Annotated in this window: 12 protein-coding genes and 2 pseudogenes; 9 read left to right on the top strand and 5 right to left on the bottom strand. The window is 70.3% G+C overall.

The window, feature by feature from the left end:
* The first annotated feature begins 22 nt into the window (after positions 1-22).
* Positions 23-1,699, top strand: coding sequence for an isovaleryl-CoA dehydrogenase (locus QEG98_RS40265; protein ID WP_316565130.1), 1,677 nt, complete (start codon positions 23-25; stop codon positions 1,697-1,699).
* A 64-nt stretch (positions 1,700-1,763) separates the two neighbouring features.
* A complete protein-coding gene (locus tag QEG98_RS40260) occupies positions 1,764-2,585 on the top strand; it encodes an NAD(P)-dependent oxidoreductase (RefSeq protein WP_316565129.1) in 822 nt (273 codons plus the stop codon).
* Between the two features lie 32 nt (positions 2,586-2,617).
* Here the strand turns inward: QEG98_RS40260 and QEG98_RS40255 are convergent, their stop codons facing one another.
* Both QEG98_RS40255 and QEG98_RS40250 read right to left on the bottom strand, forming a co-directional pair.
* The gene (locus tag QEG98_RS40255) at positions 2,618-3,859 is read right to left on the bottom strand and encodes a hypothetical protein (protein WP_316565128.1); all 1,242 of its coding nucleotides are present in this window, start codon (positions 3,857-3,859) and stop codon (positions 2,618-2,620) included.
* A 2-nt stretch (positions 3,860-3,861) separates the two neighbouring features.
* On the bottom strand, positions 3,862-6,549 hold the full coding sequence (locus QEG98_RS40250; protein WP_316565127.1) for a TonB-dependent receptor domain-containing protein: 2,688 nt from the start codon (positions 6,547-6,549) through the stop codon (positions 3,862-3,864).
* A gap of 1,639 nt (positions 6,550-8,188) precedes the next feature.
* Here QEG98_RS40250 and QEG98_RS40245 point away from each other — a divergent pair.
* Positions 8,189-9,423: pseudogene (locus QEG98_RS40245) on the top strand (murein transglycosylase A).
* Here the strand turns inward: QEG98_RS40245 and QEG98_RS40240 are convergent.
* Positions 9,407-9,775, bottom strand: a complete 369-nt coding sequence (locus QEG98_RS40240; RefSeq protein WP_316568043.1) for an OsmC family protein — start codon at positions 9,773-9,775, stop codon at positions 9,407-9,409. The pseudogene QEG98_RS40245 and the gene QEG98_RS40240 sit on opposite strands and share 17 nt — an antisense overlap.
* Positions 9,776-10,152: 377 nt before the next feature.
* On the opposite strand from QEG98_RS40240, the gene QEG98_RS40235 reads away from it, so the two are divergent.
* The 3 genes from QEG98_RS40235 to QEG98_RS40225 all read left to right on the top strand — a co-directional run bounded on the left by QEG98_RS40235 (position 10,153) and on the right by QEG98_RS40225 (position 13,295).
* Positions 10,153-11,232 (top strand): 2-oxoglutarate and iron-dependent oxygenase domain-containing protein, encoded by a 1,080-nt coding sequence (locus QEG98_RS40235; RefSeq protein WP_228565136.1) that lies wholly within the window; start codon positions 10,153-10,155, stop codon positions 11,230-11,232.
* Positions 11,233-11,272: 40 nt separating this feature from the next.
* On the top strand, positions 11,273-11,641 hold the full coding sequence (locus QEG98_RS40230) for a DUF2845 domain-containing protein (protein ID WP_011557225.1): 369 nt from the start codon (positions 11,273-11,275) through the stop codon (positions 11,639-11,641).
* Between the two features lie 73 nt (positions 11,642-11,714).
* The gene (locus QEG98_RS40225; protein ID WP_316565126.1) at positions 11,715-13,295 is read left to right on the top strand and encodes a carboxypeptidase-like regulatory domain-containing protein; all 1,581 of its coding nucleotides are present in this window, start codon (positions 11,715-11,717) and stop codon (positions 13,293-13,295) included.
* Positions 13,296-13,307: 12 nt separating this feature from the next.
* On the opposite strand, the gene QEG98_RS40220 is transcribed toward QEG98_RS40225, so the two are convergent.
* Positions 13,308-14,561: a DsbA family protein gene (locus tag QEG98_RS40220; RefSeq protein ID WP_316565125.1), complete on the bottom strand. Its 1,254-nt coding sequence runs from the start codon at positions 14,559-14,561 to the stop codon at positions 13,308-13,310.
* A gap of 690 nt (positions 14,562-15,251) precedes the next feature.
* Between QEG98_RS40220 and QEG98_RS40215 the strand changes: the two genes are divergently transcribed.
* Both QEG98_RS40215 and QEG98_RS40210 read left to right on the top strand, forming a co-directional pair.
* Positions 15,252-15,542, top strand: coding sequence for a hypothetical protein (locus QEG98_RS40215; protein WP_316565124.1), 291 nt, complete (start codon positions 15,252-15,254; stop codon positions 15,540-15,542).
* A gap of 69 nt (positions 15,543-15,611) precedes the next feature.
* On the top strand, positions 15,612-15,833 hold the full coding sequence (locus tag QEG98_RS40210; protein WP_228558450.1) for a hypothetical protein: 222 nt from the start codon (positions 15,612-15,614) through the stop codon (positions 15,831-15,833).
* A gap of 10 nt (positions 15,834-15,843) precedes the next feature.
* Here the strand turns inward: QEG98_RS40210 and QEG98_RS40205 are convergent, their stop codons facing one another.
* The gene (locus QEG98_RS40205) at positions 15,844-16,446 is read right to left on the bottom strand and encodes a CDP-alcohol phosphatidyltransferase family protein (protein WP_090495622.1); all 603 of its coding nucleotides are present in this window, start codon (positions 16,444-16,446) and stop codon (positions 15,844-15,846) included.
* 117 nt (positions 16,447-16,563) lie between these two features.
* On the opposite strand from QEG98_RS40205, the pseudogene QEG98_RS42615 reads away from it, so the two are divergent.
* Positions 16,564-17,578, top strand: a pseudogene (locus QEG98_RS42615) (DUF4846 domain-containing protein).
* Positions 17,579-17,664 lie beyond the last annotated feature (86 nt).

Here is a 17,664-nt window from a genome sequence, read left to right as displayed (position 1 = left end):
CGTCCCCAGGAGGACCTTCATCATGACTGAACGCAACGCCATTGCCGCCGGTTTCCTCACGCACGAAGTCACGAATCAGCCTCCGCTGCTTGAGTACGACGCGTGGACGACGGACACCGTGCTCCGCGAGGTGGTGGCCCGCGAAGGCGGCGGTTGGGCGGAGGCCGACCTGGCGAAGTACGGCCCCGTGGTGGGCGGGGAGATGCAGCAACTGGCGTTCCTCGCCAATGAGAACAAGCCCAAGTTCCGGCCCTTCGACCGCTATGGCAACCGCCGAGACGAGGTGGAGTTCCATCCCGCGTATCACCGGCTGATGGAGCTGGGCATGGCCCACGGCGTGTCCGGTTTCGCCTGGCGCAACGAGGACAAGCCCGGCGCCCACGTGGCGCGCATGGCCCTCTTCTATCTGCACAACCAGGCGGACCAGGGGACGAGCTGTCCGCTCACGATGACGTATGCGTCGGTGCCCGCGCTGCGCCACCAGCCGGAGGTGGCGATGGAGTGGCTGCCGCGCGTGAGCTCGGCGTCCTACGACAGCCGCTTCATCCCCGCCGCGCAGAAGTCAGGCGCCACCATTGGCATGGGCATGACGGAGAAGCAGGGTGGCTCCGACGTGCGCACCAACACCACCAAGGCGCACCGCTTGGGTGAAGGCCGCGGGCCCGGTCAGCCCTACGCGCTGGTGGGCCACAAGTGGTTCTTCTCCGCGCCCATGAGCGACGCCTTCCTGGTGCTGGCGCACGCGGAGGGGGGCCTGTCGTGCTTCCTGATGCCGCGCTTCACGCCGGACGGCGCGCTCAATGCCATCCGCGTCCAGCGGCTGAAGGACAAGCTGGGCGACTGGAGCAACGCCAGCTCGGAGGTGGAGCTGCACGGTGCCTACGCGGTGATGGTGGGCGCGGAGGGCCGCGGTGTCCCCACCATCCTGGAGATGGTCGCGCTGACGCGGCAGGACTGTATGATTGGCTCCAGCGGCCAGATGCGTCAGGCGCTGGTGCAGGCCATCCACCACACGCGCCACCGCGTGGCGTTCGGCAAGCGGCTCATTGACCAGCCGCTGATGCGCAACGTGCTGGCGGACCTGGCGCTGGAGCTGGAGGCCCATGTCGCGCTCACCGGGCGCGTCTCCCGCGCGGTGGACGCCACGCCTCGGGACGAGAAGGAGGCCGCGTTCTGCCGCATCGCCACGGCGGTGGGGAAGTACTGGGTGTGCAAGCGCACGCCATCCTTCGTCAACGAGGCGCAGGAGTGCCTGGGCGGCGCGGGCTACGTGGAGGAGACGAACCTGCCGCGCCTGTACCGGCAGGCCCCGCTCAACTCCATCTGGGAGGGCAGCGGCAACATCCAGTGCCTGGACGTGCTGCGCGCGGCGTCGCGCGAGCCGGCCAGCCGGGAAGCCCTCTTCGCCGAGCTCCTGGCCGCGCAGGGCGGGCACCCCGCCTACGACGAGGCCACCGCGCGGCTGGGCAAGGAGCTGGCGAACACGGACTCGCTGGAGGCGCGCTCGCGCACCATCGTGGAAGGGCTGGCGCTGGCGCTCCAGGCGTCGCTGCTGATTCGCGCGGGCAACACCGCCGTGTCGGATGCCTTCTGCGAGTCCCGCCTGGGCGGAGCGCATGGACAGACGTTTGGCACGCTACCGGCCCACGCGCCCATGCAGATGCTCATCGAGCGCGCCTTCTCCGAGGGCGCGAAGTGATGGGGCCCGTCGCCCAGGTGGCGCCTCGGAAGCCATCCTTCCGTTCGTGATAGGAGGACACCCCATGTCCAATCTCCAGGGAAAGACGCTGTTCATCACCGGTGCCAGCCGTGGCATCGGCAAGGCCATTGCCCTCCGCGCTGCCCGGGATGGCGCCAACATCATCATCGCCGCCAAGACGACGGAGCCGCACCCCAAGCTCCCCGGCACCATCTACACGGCGGCGGAGGAAATCGAGAAGGCCGGTGGCAAGGCGCTGCCCTGTGTCGTGGACATCCGCGACGAGCAGCAGATTGCCGCCGCCGTGGCCAAGGCGGTGGAGACCTTCGGCGGCATCGACATCCTGGTGAACAACGCCAGCGCCATCAGCCTCACGGGCACGCTCGAGACGCCGATGAAGCGCTTTGACCTGATGCACGGCATCAACACGCGTGGCACGTATGCGTGTTCGCAGGCGTGTATTCCGTACCTGAAGAAGGCCAGCAACCCGCACATCCTCAACAACTCGCCGCCGCTCAACATGGAGGCGCGCTGGTTCGCGCCCCACGTCGCGTACACCATGGCGAAGTTCGGCATGAGCATGTGCGTGCTGGGCATGGCGGAGGAGCTGCGCTCGGACGGCATCGCGGTGAACGCCATCTGGCCGCGCACCGTCATCGCCACCGCGGCGGTGCAGAACCTGCTGGGCGGGGATGAGACCATCCGCGGCTGCCGGACGCCGGAAATCATGGCGGACGCGGCCTACGCCATCCTCACCAAGCCGAGCCGCGAGTTCACCGGCAACTTCTGCATCGACGAGGAGGTCCTCCGCGGCGTGGGCGTGACGGACTTCGACAAGTACCAGATGGTGCCCGGGGCGGAGCTGCTCCCCGACTACTTCATCTGAGTCCCTGCTGCCCCACGTTCCCGCGCGCGGAGTCACTGGAGCCCGCGCGGGGGCGTGGCACGCGGACCAGGATGGACTGCGTCCTCCGTGGTGATGAGGGAGACCTCGCGGAGGGTGCTGAGGCTTGCCTTGAAGGGCGGCGGCTCGCCGTTCGAAAGCGGCTTCCCGAACCACACGCGCACCTCGCGGACCTCGGGCACGTCCACCGGCAACTCCAGCCGAACATAGAGTTCCTGGCTGCCCGAGTCCGAGTTCGTCTCGTCCAGGTAGGGACCTGAGGTCGGGTCGGGAAGCACGGGGCTCGTATTCAGGAGCTGCCAGTCATTCCCGTCCACCAAGCCCTCTACGTGGAGCACCTGGCCGGGGGCGCCCACCACCCGGGCGCCTCGGATGACGACCTGCCGGGGCCGCACCGGCTGCGGCAGGATGAGCGTGAGCTCCGTGGCCAGCGCTTGAGGGGGCCCTGGGACGTTGACGGCTTCGAGTCGGCCATCGGTGAAGGGGCAGGGGCTCACGACGTTCCGGCCGCCGCGGCAGTCCGCGCCCCGGCTGATGGGCACGCGTCCTGCGAAGGGCAGCCGGAAGGGCGGCGCGTCGTGGACGGCGAAGTAAGGGAGCGACGTGTGCACCCAGACGCGCGTGCCCGAGGAGAAGGCCTGGACGTGGGCGTGTCCATCCGTGAAGTCCTCGAGGATTTCCGGGCCCAGCCAGGGCGCCTCCTTCTCGCCGGTCCGGATGAGCCACGCACGGCCCGTGGGGCCGCGCGCCTCCACGAAGTAGCGGGGCTCGGGGATGTCCGCGACCTGCGGCATGTCATCCCACGCCAGCATGACGCCGCCTGGGGCCTCGGTGGTTCGCACGTTGCTGTTCCAGAGGCGCAGGGGCGGCGCGTCCGAGTCCCGGCTGAGTTCCATGGCAATCAGGTCCCTGCCACCGTCCGTGCGCGGCGGCAGCAGGAGCTGGAAGGCATTGGGGGCCGACCAGGGGATGGGACGCACAATCTCGTCCGCGCCGGTCTCCCTCGCAGTGAGGCGGTGGAGGAAGCGGCCGTCCGCGTCGGGTGTCACCTCGGCCCAGGGCTCGAAGCGCACGCGGGGTGGTGTGTTCGGCGGGACGGGAACGGGCAGTGGGCGAGTGAGGAGGAGCGGCCCTCCGCGCCAGGGCGAGCCATCCGCTTCCAGCGCGGTGCCGGAGAGGAACACGGGGTCATCCGGCTCCATCGCGCACGCCAGGAGCGACAGGCACAGGGGGAGCAGGGGCGTGAGGCGAAGCATGGTCAGAAGGTCCCCTTCGCGCCCAGGGTGGGTAGGATGACGGGCACGCCGATGGTGCTGACGCGCAGCTTGTCGATGGCCCCCGTGGAGGCCTCCTCGAAGCCGTACTTGCGGCTGATGACCTCACTGCGCGCGGTGACGTTGAAGACGTCCAGGTAGACGTCTAGCACGAAGTTGTTGAAGGCCCAGCTGTGGGAGGCGCGCACGTCCAGCCGGAAGAAGGGCGGCAGGCGCCCCACGGCGTCGCGGCTCACGGGCCGCCACTCCGGCGTGCCGTTCTCCGTGGTCCCCGGCTGCATGGTGCGGTAGCCGAACTGGCCGCTCTCCGGACGGCCAGTATTGAAGTGCGCCACCGCGCCCACCGTGACGAAGGGGAAGCGGTAGCTGAGCGCGGCCTTGAATGTGTGGGCCTGCTCGAAGGCGTAGGGCAGGTAGCCTTCGGCCTGGCCCACTTCCTCGCCGTTGGGGCCCATGCGCGCGTAGCGTTCGAAGCGCTGGCTCTGGTTGAAGCCGTAGGTGGCCCAGCCGAACCAGTTGCGTCCCAGCGGCCGGCGCACCATCAGCTCCACGCCGTAGGTGTGGCCGCGTCCCTGGATGTCGTCCGCCTCCAGGCCCCGGCGGCGCAGGTTGCTCAGGACGTCCTCGAAGTTGAACTCGAGCGTGCGCTGCAGCGGGTTGAAGTACGCCTCCGCGAGGATTTCCAGCTCCGGGCTCGGACGCCACTCCGCGCCCGCAGAGAACTGCATCGCGCGTTGCAGCCCCCGGTCCAGCGCGAGCATCTCTCCGGCGGGTACCGGCAGCAGCACGGTGGCGGGCTGGTGGTAGAGGCCCGCGCCCGTCTTGAGGGTGACAGTGTCCGTGAGGGCATGGCGCACCGCGAGCCGGGGCTCCACCGCGAGCATCGTGGGGCTTCCGAAGCCGTGGTAGCTGTCCACCCGCACGCCGGGCACCAGCGCCCAGCGCGCAGACGGTTTCAGCGTGAGCTGCGCGCCCACGCCCGCGAAGGTGGCGAGGATGTCGGGCCGGTTGTACGCGTCCGGGCCCTCCACGGGGCCGACGGGCCGGAAGATGCCGACGGCCACCACGTCCGCGCTGCGCCGTTCGAGCTGCCCGAAGAGCTCCAACCGCGCGGCGTCCGACAGCTCGCGCGTGAAGCCCGCGCGCAACGCCACGTTGCCCTGCCGCAGGATGTATTCGCCGTCGTACTTGCCGTCGTCGGCGAAGTCGATGCCCAGCTTGTCGTAGCCGAACGTCAGGCCCAACTCGGCCTCGCCGCCCGCGATGGGGTGACGGCCGCGCACGTCCAACCGATGGAACAGCAGGCCCACGCCGCCGGAGTCCTGATTGGGCGCGCGCGCCGTCAGGCCCACCGCGTCCGAGCTCCCCAGCGCGAGCATCCGGAGCTGGCCCTGTCCCACGCGCTGGTCCACGCGGGCCTGGTAGTCCCAGTAGTCCGCGTACATCTTCGGGTCGCCGCCGCTGGTGAACTGCCTGCCGTCGGATGACGTGAAGGAAGAGGGCGCGGTGATGGCGTTGGCCACGCGCGTGACGATGAGGCCCGTGTAGCTGATGCGCGCGGCGGCGGCGACCACCGTGCCCGTGTCCTTCAGCGGTACCTCGAGGAAGACGCCGCTGTGGATGAGGTCCAGGTAGGCGCTGCCGTGGATGCCGTCCTCGCGAGGCCGGCTGATGTGCGCGTCCACGGCGCCGCCCAGCAGGCTGCCGTAGCGCGCGGAGGGCACGCCGACCTGGAAGTCGAGCGTCTCGATGAGGTCCGGGTGCACCACCGCGCCGCCCACCATGAGGTGGTAGAGGAAGGGCACGCGCACGCCGTCCAAGTAGAAGGCGCTGGCGGAGGGCTGCACGCCGCGCACCACGGGGTAGGAGAGGCCGGAGGCCAGCGTCGTCACGCCGGGCATCAGCATCACCACGCGGAAGGGGTCGCCCATGGTACCGGGGACCTCGCGCAGCTCCTGGTCATGCAGGGTGATGCGGGAGACCTCGGTGCGGGGCCGGGCGCCACGCACCACCGTCTCGTAGGGATTCAGTGCGAGCGGCTCCAGGGCGTAGACGACCTCCAGGCGCTGGTCGGCTTCCAGGGTCTCCTTCAAATAGAGCAGCCGGTGTCCGGGCGAGGTGATGTGCAGCGAGTGCTCGCCGGGCGGGAGGGGCAGCTCGAAGTGGCCCTGCGGGTCGGCTTCTGCGACGTGCTCACCGCTGCGCACGACGGCGCCCGAGAGCGGCTTGCGGGTGCCCTTGGCCCGGATGCGGCCGGTGAGCACGGCGGCGCGGATGGCGGGCTCGAAGTGGTAGGTGAAGGGCAGGCGCACCGCGACCGGGGTGTCCCCGGACATGGCCGGGTGGAAGCGCAGGCCCGTGGCCGCATGCAGCGCGGCGCGGACCAGCTCGGGCGGTGCGCCGTCTCGCGCGACGCGCACGTCCGTGACCTCGCCCGCTTCGTCGAGCGTGAGCTCCAACTCCACGTCCACGGGGTGGGTGAGCGGGAAGCCTTCGGGCAGTTTCGCCGGAGAGTTCTCCAGCAGCCTGGGCGGAATGGGTGGGGCGCTCGTGGCCGGCACTTCGCCGGAGGCTGCGGCAGGGGGCGTCTCATCCGTGAGCGGGGACGCCTGGGATTGTGCAACCGGCGACAGCGCGAGCAAGGCCGATGCCGCAAGGCCAATGCCTTGCATGCGGCGGACGGACCGTGGCCAGTCCATCCACGAGCGGCGCGAAGACCGGGCTCCCACATGCGAGGCGTGCGCCGGCATTCCTCGACTGGATGACCCACCCATCTGGCCTGCTCCCACTCACCGTGGCCGGGGTCGCGCTCCATGCGCGCCGCGGGTCTGCCTACACCCTGGGACACCGTGTCATACGCGCCGAGCCTCCCATCCGGGTTGTCCCGGGCCGCAAAGACGCTCGGCCGCGCGATTTTGATCAACTCTTGAGAGGCATAGGGCCATTTGTCTGGCCTGGGTGTGAAGGGCAGTCCCTGAGCAATCCCCTCATTTGAAGATTCCCCTCGGAGAACGCATGGGCAGCCGAGCAAGCAAGCTCCGAGGGAAAATCGCAAATGAGGGGATGCTTCAGGGGCAGTCCCCCGCGGCCATGCCTGAAATTCGCCTCGCCGAGCTGCGCGCCGAGCTGTCTGGTACCTACCATGATGCTCGCGTTCGCCGGATGGTGGAGCTGGGGCACCTGGCCCTGAAGGACGCCGGTGTCCGCGAGATTCTGGGGGCGTTGTCCCGAGGTGATGCGTATGAGCGGCGCCTCGCCCTGTTCGCCCAGTTCACCTGGCGCCGCTCGTGTGCACCTGGTGCCGGGCCTGCCGGAACTCTTCGCTGCCATGCGCGATGCGTCGCCCTTGCCCTCGCAGGCGCTGGCGATGACCCAGTGGCAGTCCAATCACGACCGCGCGGGCTTCGAGTCCACCGTGGGCGCCACGGTCCGGCGTTTCCTGGACCAGGGTTGGTTCGCGGAGCTCATCACGTTGGCGCGCTCGGAGGGGAATGGGCGTCCGTTGCACACCGAGCTCGTCTTCGGTCTGGAGCGGGTCGCACGGCGCCTGGGTGAGGAGACACAGGATGCGCTGAATGTGCTCCGTCAACGCGCCTCGGCCAACTTCGCTGCGTTGCTGCCTGACCTGCTGGAGGCCGATGCCAGCGTCCTCCGCTTCTCAGTCGTGAACGAGTACCTGTACCGCTGCCGGCAGGACCTGCTGACGCCTTATCTGGACGCACCTGTCATCACCGGTCGCTTCGCGAAGGGGGAGGGGCTGGCTGATGGCGTTCGTGTCCCATGGTTCCATCGGTGGACGCCGGAGCAGAGCGTCATCTATGTGCGCGCGGTGCGGCGCCTGATGGAGCAGCCGGACCTGAACACGTGGACGGTGCTCTGGTGTGTCACGACGCTCGCGGCGCTGGATTGGGCGCCGAAGGAGGCGCTGTTCGCGCTGGTGGATGACGCCCGGCCCGTGGTGCGAGAGAAGGCCATTCGGGTCCTGGCCCGGTGCGACCAGGGCGAGGGGCTCCCCACGTTGCTCCGCTGCCTGGAGGCGGTGGAGGCCCGGCTCACCGCGAGCCGGAGCGCGGAGGCGCGGCGGGTGGCCGTCTGGTGCCTGGTGCGCGACGCGGGACCGAAGCGCGGATGGACGCCCGAACGGCTGGTGTGGCTGGTGCGGTTCCAGCAAGACGCCTCGCCTCTGGTCGCCGGCGCCGCGCTTCCGCGAAGTCGGTCGCCCAGGGCCGCTGACGCCTGGCCGCTCGCTCATCCCGGCACACGCCGTTCCCATTCGCGCACTGGGGCAGGTGCGATAGGTAGAGGAGCCACATGGACATGCGGCACCTCCGAATCCTCCTGCTGTCGGCGCTGGGGCTCCTCGCCTTGGCCTGTCCCAGCCCCACCCGCGCTCCCGTCACCAAGCCCGAGGACGCGCTCGTCGGCCTGTCTCGCAAGATGGAGCCCCGGGATGACGGTGACGTCGCGTCCCTGCGCACCGCCGTCGCGGAGAGCCTCGTGTGGCTGCGCAGCCGCCCATCCGACCACCGCTTCATCTACGGCGCGCGGCAGGTCTCCATCGCCGAGCTGCGGACCGCCCTGGAGCGCCTGCACGCGCGGCTTCGCGAGGACCTAACGCCGGAGGCGCTGTGGGCCCTGGTCCTGGAGGACTTCGAGCCGATGGAGGCCGCCGGAGGCGAGGACGGCCAGGTGCTCTTCACCGGCTACTACGAGCCGACCATCGAGGCGAGCCTGACGCGCACGGACGTGTACAACGTGCCCATCCACGGGCCTCCGTCCGATTTGATTGAGGTCCCACTGGAGCCCTTCGCGGAGCGCTTCAAGTCGGAGCGCGTCTTCGGCCGGCTCGACGGGCGGAAGGTGGTGCCGTACTGGTCGCGCGGGGACATCCGTGGGGGGCGGCTCAGCGGACGGAAGCTGGAGCTGGCATGGGCCAAGGACCCGGTGGCGCTCTTCTTCCTGGAGGTGCAGGGCAGCGGTTCGTTGCTCCTGCCGGATGGGAGCCGGCGCCGCATCGGCTACGCCGCGTCGAATGGGAAGCCGTACCGCAGCATCGGCTCGTTGCTCATCCAGGAGGGCGCCATCCCCAAGGAGGAGATGTCGATGCAGGCGCTGCGCGCGTGGCTGGCCGCGAATCCCCAGCAGTGCCACCGGGTGCTCGACCACAACGAGTCCTACGTGTTCTTCCGCTTCCTCAACACCGCGTCGGTGGGTTCGCTCGGGCGGCCGGTGACGGCGGGGCGCTCCATCGCGACGGACGCGCGGCTGTTCCCCAAGGGCGGCCTGGCCTTCATCCACACCGAGCGCCCGGTGCGCATGGCGGATGGCTCCGTGCAGTGGAAGCCGCTGTCGCGCTTCATGCTCAATCAGGACACGGGCGGGGCCATCCGGGGCGCGGGCCGGGTGGACGTCTTCTGGGGCGCGGGCCCGCAGGCGGAGCTGGCGGCGGGGATGATGAAGCAGAAGGGGCGGCTGCTCTTCCTCGTCCCCCGGCCCGGCCGCGCCGCGCCCTGGTGGCGCCGGTGCCTGTCACGCCTCCGAAGTAGCGGCCTTCAAGGTGAGGTGCACCGGCGTGGCGTTGGCGAGGTTGTCGCTCACCGGGCAGCGCGCCTCCACCTCGCGCTTGAGGAGGGCGAGTTGATCCGCATTCGCGGGCGTGTGGACCTGGAGGGTGACCTCCAGGGCCTGGTAGCCCGCGCGGGCGCCGCCACCCTTGCCGGCGAACGTCGACGGGTCCAATGCGCCGCGCACGGTGATGTCCGTGCGCGTCACCGGGATGCCCAGCTCCCGGGCGATGTAGAAGGTCATGTAGTTCAGGCAGCCCGCGTGTGCGGCCAGGATGAAGTCGAGCGGACTGGGGGCGCCATTGCGGCCACCCAACTCCACGGGCTCGTCCATGAATATCTTGAAGGCGCCCGCGTCGGTGATGCTGCGCGCCATGCTCTCTCCGACGGTACGGACCTCTCCGGTATACAGCGGGCTTTCCATCGCGGGGTTCTCCTTGTGAGAGGAAATACGACTCCCCATGTGAATCCTGGTGGGTTCCGCGCGCGACTGCCCTGGGGGACGAGGGAGCGGGGCCTGGCACGAGAGCAGGGATGGGAGCAGGGGTTTCCGCCCACCACCGAGAGACGCAGGTGGCACGCATGCGCCCAAACCGGGCAGTATGGCGCCCGTCTCCCTTGTCACGGGTGGCCTGTGCACACCCTGCCCGGCGCGGATGCCGGTGTGGCACCGTGGGGAGAAGACACGAGGCACCTGGGATGAGCAGCGACGTGGCGGAAACGAAAGACGGAGTGGTTCTTCTCGACTATGCGCAGCTCGTGGCGGGCGCGGACCTGAGCGCCGCCATCGAGCGCGCCTACGGGCATGACGGCATTGGCCTGCTCGTCGTTCGGGGCATCCCCGGGCTGTCCGAGCTGCGCGACAACCTGCTGCCCCTGGGCTTCCGCTTCGCCGCGCTGCCCACCGAGGTGAAGGACCGCTACGTCCACGCGCGCAGCAGCTACTCGTTCGGCTGGAGCCACGGGAAGGAGCTGCTGCGCCCCGGCCAGTTCGACGAGTTCAAGGGCTCGTACTACAACAACCCGCAGTACGACGTGCCGCACACCGACGCGGAGCTCATCGAGAAGCACCCGGAGAACTACCACCCCAACGTGTGGCCGGACGCGGACTTCCCGGAGCTGCGGCCCGCCTTCATGGCGCTGGGCCAGCGGATGGTGGACGTGGGCGTGCTGGTCGCCGAGCAGTGCGACAAGTACGTGCAGGCCAGGCTGGGCAGCCGCCTGGCACCGGACGCGGCGCTGGCGAAGACGATTCGTGATTCGCGCGCGTGCAAGGCGCGGCTGCTCTACTACTTCGCCATCAACGAGGACGCGACGCCGCGCACGCGCGACTCGTGGTGCGGCTGGCACAGCGACCATGGCTCGCTCACGGCGCTGTGCCCGGCCATGTACTTCGAGGCCGAGCCGGGCGCGACGGAGCCGGCGCGCAAGGACATCCCGGTGCCGGACCCGGAGGCGGGCCTGTACGTGCGCACGCGGACCGGCGAGGAGCGCAAGGTCGTCATCCCGAAGGACAGCCTGGCCTTCCAGATTGGCGAAAGCTCCCAGATTGTCACCGGCGGGCTGCTGCGGTCCACGCCGCACGCGGTGCAGGCGCTGGCCCATCCGGCCAGCCGCAACATCTCCCGCGCCACCTTCGCGGTGTTCATGCAGCCGGACAATGACATGCACCTGCGTCCGCCGGAGGGCGTGGACCCCGCCGAGCAGAAGGTGGGCGCCTTCCAGCCTGGAATGACTTTCGGCGATTTCGCCAAGGCGACGTTCGCGAAGTTCTACAACCCCTACGCGTAGCGTGCTCCGCCCACACGGACATCCTGCGCCGTTGACCTGAATGGAGAGGAGACACCCCATGCGAGCTCTTGGATTGGCGGTCGTGCTTTCAATGGCCGGGGTGCCGGTGGCGGCGGAGGCGGCCTCGCTCCGCTGTGGCCAGGCGCTGGTGGCGGATGGAGCGCTCAAGACCGAGGTGCTCGCCAAGTGTGGGGAGCCGGCGGCGAAGAACTTCCGCACGGTGACGGACTCTGCGGGCTCGGTGACGCCGGACAGGAACACGGGGGGCGTCACGACGGAGCGGCGGTCCGTCACCCGGGAGTACGAGGAGTGGACCTACAACTTCGGGCCGCGCCGCTTCATGCAGGTGGTGACGTTCGAGAACGGCCGCCTCATCGACGTGCAGAGCGCGGGCTACGGCAGCGAGTAGCCGGGCCGGGATGTGCCACCCGGACGGAGAGTGGTAGCCTCCCGGTTCCACTGCTGGAACTGGGGGCCGTTCAATGATGCACGGGTTTCGCTGGGGCATGGGGCTGAGTGCCATGGCGGCGGTGCTCGGAGGACTGGGCATGTGGCGCGCGGAGCGGGCGGCGCAGCCGGTGCTCGTGGAGGTGCCCTTTCCAGCGTTCGCGCAGCTCCCCTCCCTGCCGCCGCTTCCCCCGCCGCCGCCGACGATGGATGGCGCGGCGGACTCGATTCAGGTCCGGGCCGTCTCCCAGGGCAGCGGTGCGCCGCTGGCGGGCGCTCGGGTATCGCTCCTCCGAGGGTTGTTCGCGTCCGGCCTGGGAGCGCAGTTGCCCGACGAGACAGCGCTGACGGACGCGTCGGGCGTGGCGACCTTCATGGCGCCTGGCGCGGGCGTGATGGCCGTCTGCGCACGAGGGGCCGGTCACGCCGAGCGCTGTGAGCGGGACGTGGGCGTGGTCGCCGGGGGCTCGCTCGTCGTGGAGCTGAAGCTGCCGCCAGGGGCCTTCGTGGAAGGGCAGGTCCTCCTGCATGACGGGACGCCGGCGGAGGGTGTCCGGCTGGTCGCGCCCGGTGACCCGATGTTGCTGGAGATGACGCCCGTCTGGGCCACGACGGATGCACGGGGGCGCTACACGCTGGATGGCGTGACGCCGGGCTATCCCGTCAGCATGACGCCTTTCGCCCCCGAGGGAGAGGGGCTCAGCCGGTCCGTGGGCGCGGAGCTGACCGCCGGCGAGGTGCGGCGGTTCGACTTCCAGCTCGGGGCGTTCGTTCCCGTCACCGTCAAGCCGGTGATGGGGCGCCGGCGTGGGGCGGAGTCGGTGGAGTCCGTCCACGTGAATGTCCAGCTCCAGCCCCAGCAGGACGGCACCTTCACGGGCGTCACCGAGTCGGGGCGCCACTCCCTCTCCGTGTGGGGCCACCGGAACGGGCGGGCGGTGTCGGCACGGAAGGACGTGACGCTGGCGCCCGGTGCTCCGGCGGTCATCGCGTTCCCCTTCTCCGCGCTCGAGGAGGGCGGGAGGGTGTGGCAGCTGTACACCAGCGATCCTGGCGAGTTCGAGGTCTCCGGTCGCGTCTTCCTCCCGGACGGCACGCCGGTGAAGGGGGCCTGGATTGGGTCGCAGAAGCCCGGTCCACGGGGGCGGGGGTGTGGCAACTCGGCCGAGGACCACGCGCAGGTCCGCTTCGATGGCCCCGAATTCGTGGTGACGCCCCGGGTTGGCGCGGGGCGAATCTTCGCGTGGCTGCCGGATGGCCGCGCGGGCAGCGCCGTCGTCCGAGGCGGGAAGGGGGAGCGCGTGTCCGTCGACATCCACCTGGAGGAGACGGGCGCCGTCGCCGGGATGATGGATTTCGGGGACGACCACCCCTGGGGCTCCCGCGAGGCCATCACCGTCAACGATGAGTGGGTCGGTGCGTCGCACTACACACGGTTGGATGGCAGCATCTTCGTGCCGGGGTTGAAGCCGGGGAGACACGTGCTGCGCACCTCTCTTGGGACGGTGGAGTTCAACGTCAACGCCCGCGAGGTGACGAACGTGGGCGTGTTGAGACGGCCGCCGGAGCCGGAGGCCGCGGTCTCTGATTCAGAGGTCGCGGCCTCGGCGCCGTGAGTCGCTGCGCGACTACCGCGCCGCCTTCCGCAGCTCGTCGTCGATGATGGCGCGGAAGTGCTCCACCGGCCGGGCGCCCGTCACCGGACGGCCGTTGATGAAGAACGTGGGCGTGCCCGTGGCGCCCACGCGCATGGCCTGGGCGACGTCCGCGGACACGTGCGCGTCATGCTTGCGCGAGTCCAGCGCCGCGTTGAAGCGGCCCACGTCCAGGCCCACCTGCCGCGCGTATTCCTCCAGCGACGCCCGGTCCAGCTTGCGCTGGTTGGCGAAGAGCACGTCGTGGAACTCCCAGAACCTGCCCTGCGCGTGCGCCTCCATGGCCGCCTCCGCCGCCACCTGTGCGTTCGCGTGCTGCGCCAGGGGCTGGTGCTTGAAGACCACCCGCAGCTTGCCGGGGTACGCGGCCTCCAGCGCCTTCATCGTCGGCACCACGCGGGCGCAGAACGGGCACTCGAAGTCCGAGAACGCCACCACCGTCACCGGCGCGTTGGCCGGGCCCCGGGTCGGCGCGGTGCCCACGTCCACCTGCTGGATGGCCGGCTCCTCGGGCATCATCTGCTCCGTGGGCGGGCTGTCCTTTCCGGCGGAGATGGTGCGCGCGTAGACCTCCGTCGGCCGCACGCCCGTCCGCACCAGGGCCTCCGCCTTGCTCAGCTCCTCGTCCACCACGCCCGTGAAGACCTCCAGCGGCTGGGCCCCGCTGATGAAGCGGCCATTCACGTAGAAGGCCGGCGTGCCGGTGGCGCCCAACCGCATCGCCAGCGCTTCGTCCTGGCGGATGCGCTCCGCCAGCCGCGGGTCCGCGCGGTCCTGGTTCCAGCGCGAGATGTTCAAGCCCACCTTCATGGCGTAGCGCTCCAGGTCGGCCTCGCTCAGCGCTCGCGGGTTGGCGAAGAGCGCCTCATGCATCTCCCAGAACTTGCCCTGCTCACCCGCCGCCAGCGCCGCCAGCGCCGCCGGCCGCGCGCGAGGGTGGTTGGCCAGCGGGTGGTGCTTCATCACCACGCGCAGCTTGCGGCCATAGCGCTCCTGGAGTTGCTTCACCGTGCCGTTCGCACGTGAGCAGAACGGGCACTCGTAGTCGGAGAACTCCACCAGCGTGACGAGCGCGTCCTCCGCTCCCGCCGTCGGTGAGTCATTGACCGGCACCTTGTAGACGGTGGGCGAAATCGGCGCACGCGGACGCGCGCCGGGGGCGGGGGCCTTCGCCGCGAGGTTGGCCGCATGGGCCGTTCCCGTGGCCAGCTCCGTGGGACGCGCCACGCGCCCCCACGAAACCCAACGCCAGACCGACACTCAGGCTCACCCAGACAGACGACTTGGACATGGTGTTCTCCAGGAAAAGACACACCCGTGGCGCCGCGGTCCGCCGCGTGACACCACCGGACCAGGCTTGCTCAGGCCCGGCGCCCCAGGAGTGACGCGAGGCGATTGGGAGTTTCAGCGTGGCCTCGAAGAATTTCCGCGCAGCGGGCGCTCCCCATGGGGGCAGGCGGTGGCCCGCCGGGTGGGTGGCTCTCCCTGCGCATCCCGGCCGGGCCGGTGGTTGTCCGTCACCCGGCAGGCCCCACCTTTGAAACGGAAAGGAGGTCAGGGCCTCATGCTGCGCAGAGCAAGCTTGTGGGTGTTGGGTATCGTGGGGCTGTCCATGTTGCTCTGTGGCGGCGTGGCGACGGCGCAAGGCACGCAGCAGAGGCCCGCGCGGACGGAGCAGGCGCCAACAGGACAGGCCCTGACTTCGACGGATGCCGCGGCGCTCCAGCGTGAAGTGGACCAACTGCGCGCGGAGCTGTTGCAGCTTCGCCAGGAGGTGACGCAGCTCCGGGGGCAAGTCACGGGCACGGGCGGCGCGGGCATTCCCCCAGGCGCGAGGGTGGTGAGCCCTCGGCGGGAAACGGCTGACCAGCAGGACACAGGCACGGGCGGCACGGGGGCGCGGGCGTCGTCGATGACGTGCCACCCGAGGGCTCGGACGTGCCGTCGCCTCCGGGGACGGCCGTGGTGGACGCCGTCTATACCGGCGTGGTGCGCTCCGTGGGCGACACGGAGGTGGCCATCGCCCTCGGGGAAGGTCCGCCGCTGACGCTGCGCGTGGACCCTCGGACGCGGGTGTTTCGGGATGGGCGCAATATCGCCTTGCGGAAGCTCGAGCCCGGCGACCACGTCCGAGCAGTGGTGAACCTGCTGGATGAAGAGCGGACGATGGAGATTTCCGTGCTCCCTTCCACTCCGGCTGGGAAGTGAGGTGCCAGGCCCATCCACGCTTCGTCAGTCGCACGCCCGATGCTCGTCCCCGAGGGGGAGGTTCCCATCATGTCTGCTTACGACCGTTACCGTGCACTCCTGAACAAGCTGCGGCTCGTCCGCGTCCGGCACCCTGAAGGCGACTCACCCGAGGAGGACGGTCTGCTCGACGACATGGATGAAGTCTGGATGGAGATGAGCGAGGGCGAACGCTCCGCCATCGCCACCGAAAGGGCCCGGGTGCTGGGGCTTCCCGAAGCCCAACCCGCGGACTCGGCGGCGCAGCCCTGACGCCGCGGCCCTACTTGCGCACGGGCGGCAGGGAGGAGCCCGAGGAGGTCGCGCCGCCGGACTCCGGCTTCATCCGCCGCGGTCCGGCGTCCCGCTCCCGGGCCTTCAGCACCGCGTGGGAGTAGTCCACCACGGACGCGAAGGACAGGACGCCGATGAGCGCGACCAGGGGCACCACCGCGGGGGGAAACAGCAGCACGCACAGCAGCGTCACCAACTGCAAGGACGTGACGGCCTTGCCCAGCATCCGCGCCTTCAGTTCCACCGAGCGCAGCCTGGGCGCCAGTCGGGCGACGAAGAAGCCCACGGTGGTGCCGACGTCGCGCAGCACCAGCAGCAGCACCGCCACCCCGCTGATGAGCCCGTCGAGGTAGCAGACGAGGATGGCCGTCACCATGAAGGCGCGGTCGGCCACCGGGTCGATGAGCGCGCCCAGCCGCGTGGCGAGCCCCTTGTGCCGGGCAATCCACCCATCCAGAAAGTCCGTGAAGGCGGCCAACACCACGAGCCCCGCGCGAACCCAGGCATCCGGGACGAGGATGAAGGCCACCGCCAGGGGCAGCCGGGTCAGCGACAAGGTGTTGAGCAGCGCGAGGCTCGCCTGTCGGCGCATAAGACTCAAGGTAGTGCTCGGTCCCAGCCGCGCACGTTCCGGGGGCGGCGAGCGTTCAGCGGTAGACCCACCCCCGGGAACGCGGGGCAGTCAGGGAGCGATCGGACTCGAGCGAGCGTGAGGGAACTCCAGGCCCGTGAGAAACCTCCAACCCGCGGCGCCACCTGTCGTGCCGCCCTGACTCCTGGAGATGGCTGCTTCGTGTCCGCGTTCGACTGCTCGCCGTGCTCGTCCTCCCCGTCCTGGTCCGCCACCGAGGGCCGCTTTCGTCCGTGGGCCTGGACGCTCTTGTGGGCCTTGTGCCTGCTCCCTGTCTCCGGATGGGCCGTGGAGGAGGGGCAGCCCCGGCCCGCGACGCGAGAGGAGCTGGCGCGCTACGCATGGCTGCCGGCCCAGGCGGTGGTGCGCCCCTTGGAGGCTGCGGTGGCGCCGCCGGAGGGCTACACGCGGGTGTCGGTGGTGAAGGGCTCCTTCGGGGCCGGCTGCGAGGCCTGCCGCTGCGGCCGGACGGCACGCCGGTGCTCAGCCACCAGGGCGGGCGGATTCTGGCGCCGGAGGACGCTCGGCTGGCGGCGGTGGCGGAGCTGGACGTGGGCACCGCCAACCTCCAGCAGTGCGCGGACTCCGTCATCCGCCTCCATGCGGAGTGGCTCTGGGCCAGCGGCAAGCGGGAGCGCCTGGCCTACCGCTTCACCAGCGGGCACCGGCGGAGTGGCCTCGGTACGCGGAAGGGGACCGGGCGCGGGTATCGGGCTCGAAGGTGTCGTGGGTGCGCGGCGCGGCGCCGGATGCCTCACGCGCCAGCTTCCGCGCGTGGCTGGACCTGGTCTTCACCTACGCGGGCACGCACTCACTGGAATCCCTCAAGGGGCGGCCCTCGCGCGAGGACGTGCGGCCCGGGGACTTCTTCGTGCTGGGTGGAAGTCCCGGGCACGCGGTGCTGGTGCTGGACGTGGCGGCCAACGCGGCGGGGAAGCGGGTGGCGCTGCTGGGGCAGGGTTTCATGCCCGCGCAGGACTTCCACGTGCTCTCCGCGGGAGGCGACACCGGACCCTGGTTTCCGCTGGAGGGCGAGGACGTGGTGACGCCCTTCTGGAAGCCCTTCCCCTGGTCCTCGCTGCGGCGCTTCTGACCGCGGGCCCAGACCTCGCCGGCCATCCTGGGTGGAGCCCCCGGCTACACCTGGACGGCACGGGGCGAGGCCGGCTCGCGGCGACC

Origin of the sequence: Myxococcus sp. MxC21-1 (assembly GCF_032612255.1) — a bacterium.
GTDB classification, from domain to species: domain Bacteria; phylum Myxococcota; class Myxococcia; order Myxococcales; family Myxococcaceae; genus Myxococcus; species Myxococcus virescens.
Note: the sequence above shows the minus strand (reverse complement) of the source record. Positions and strands in the feature narration are given on the sequence as shown.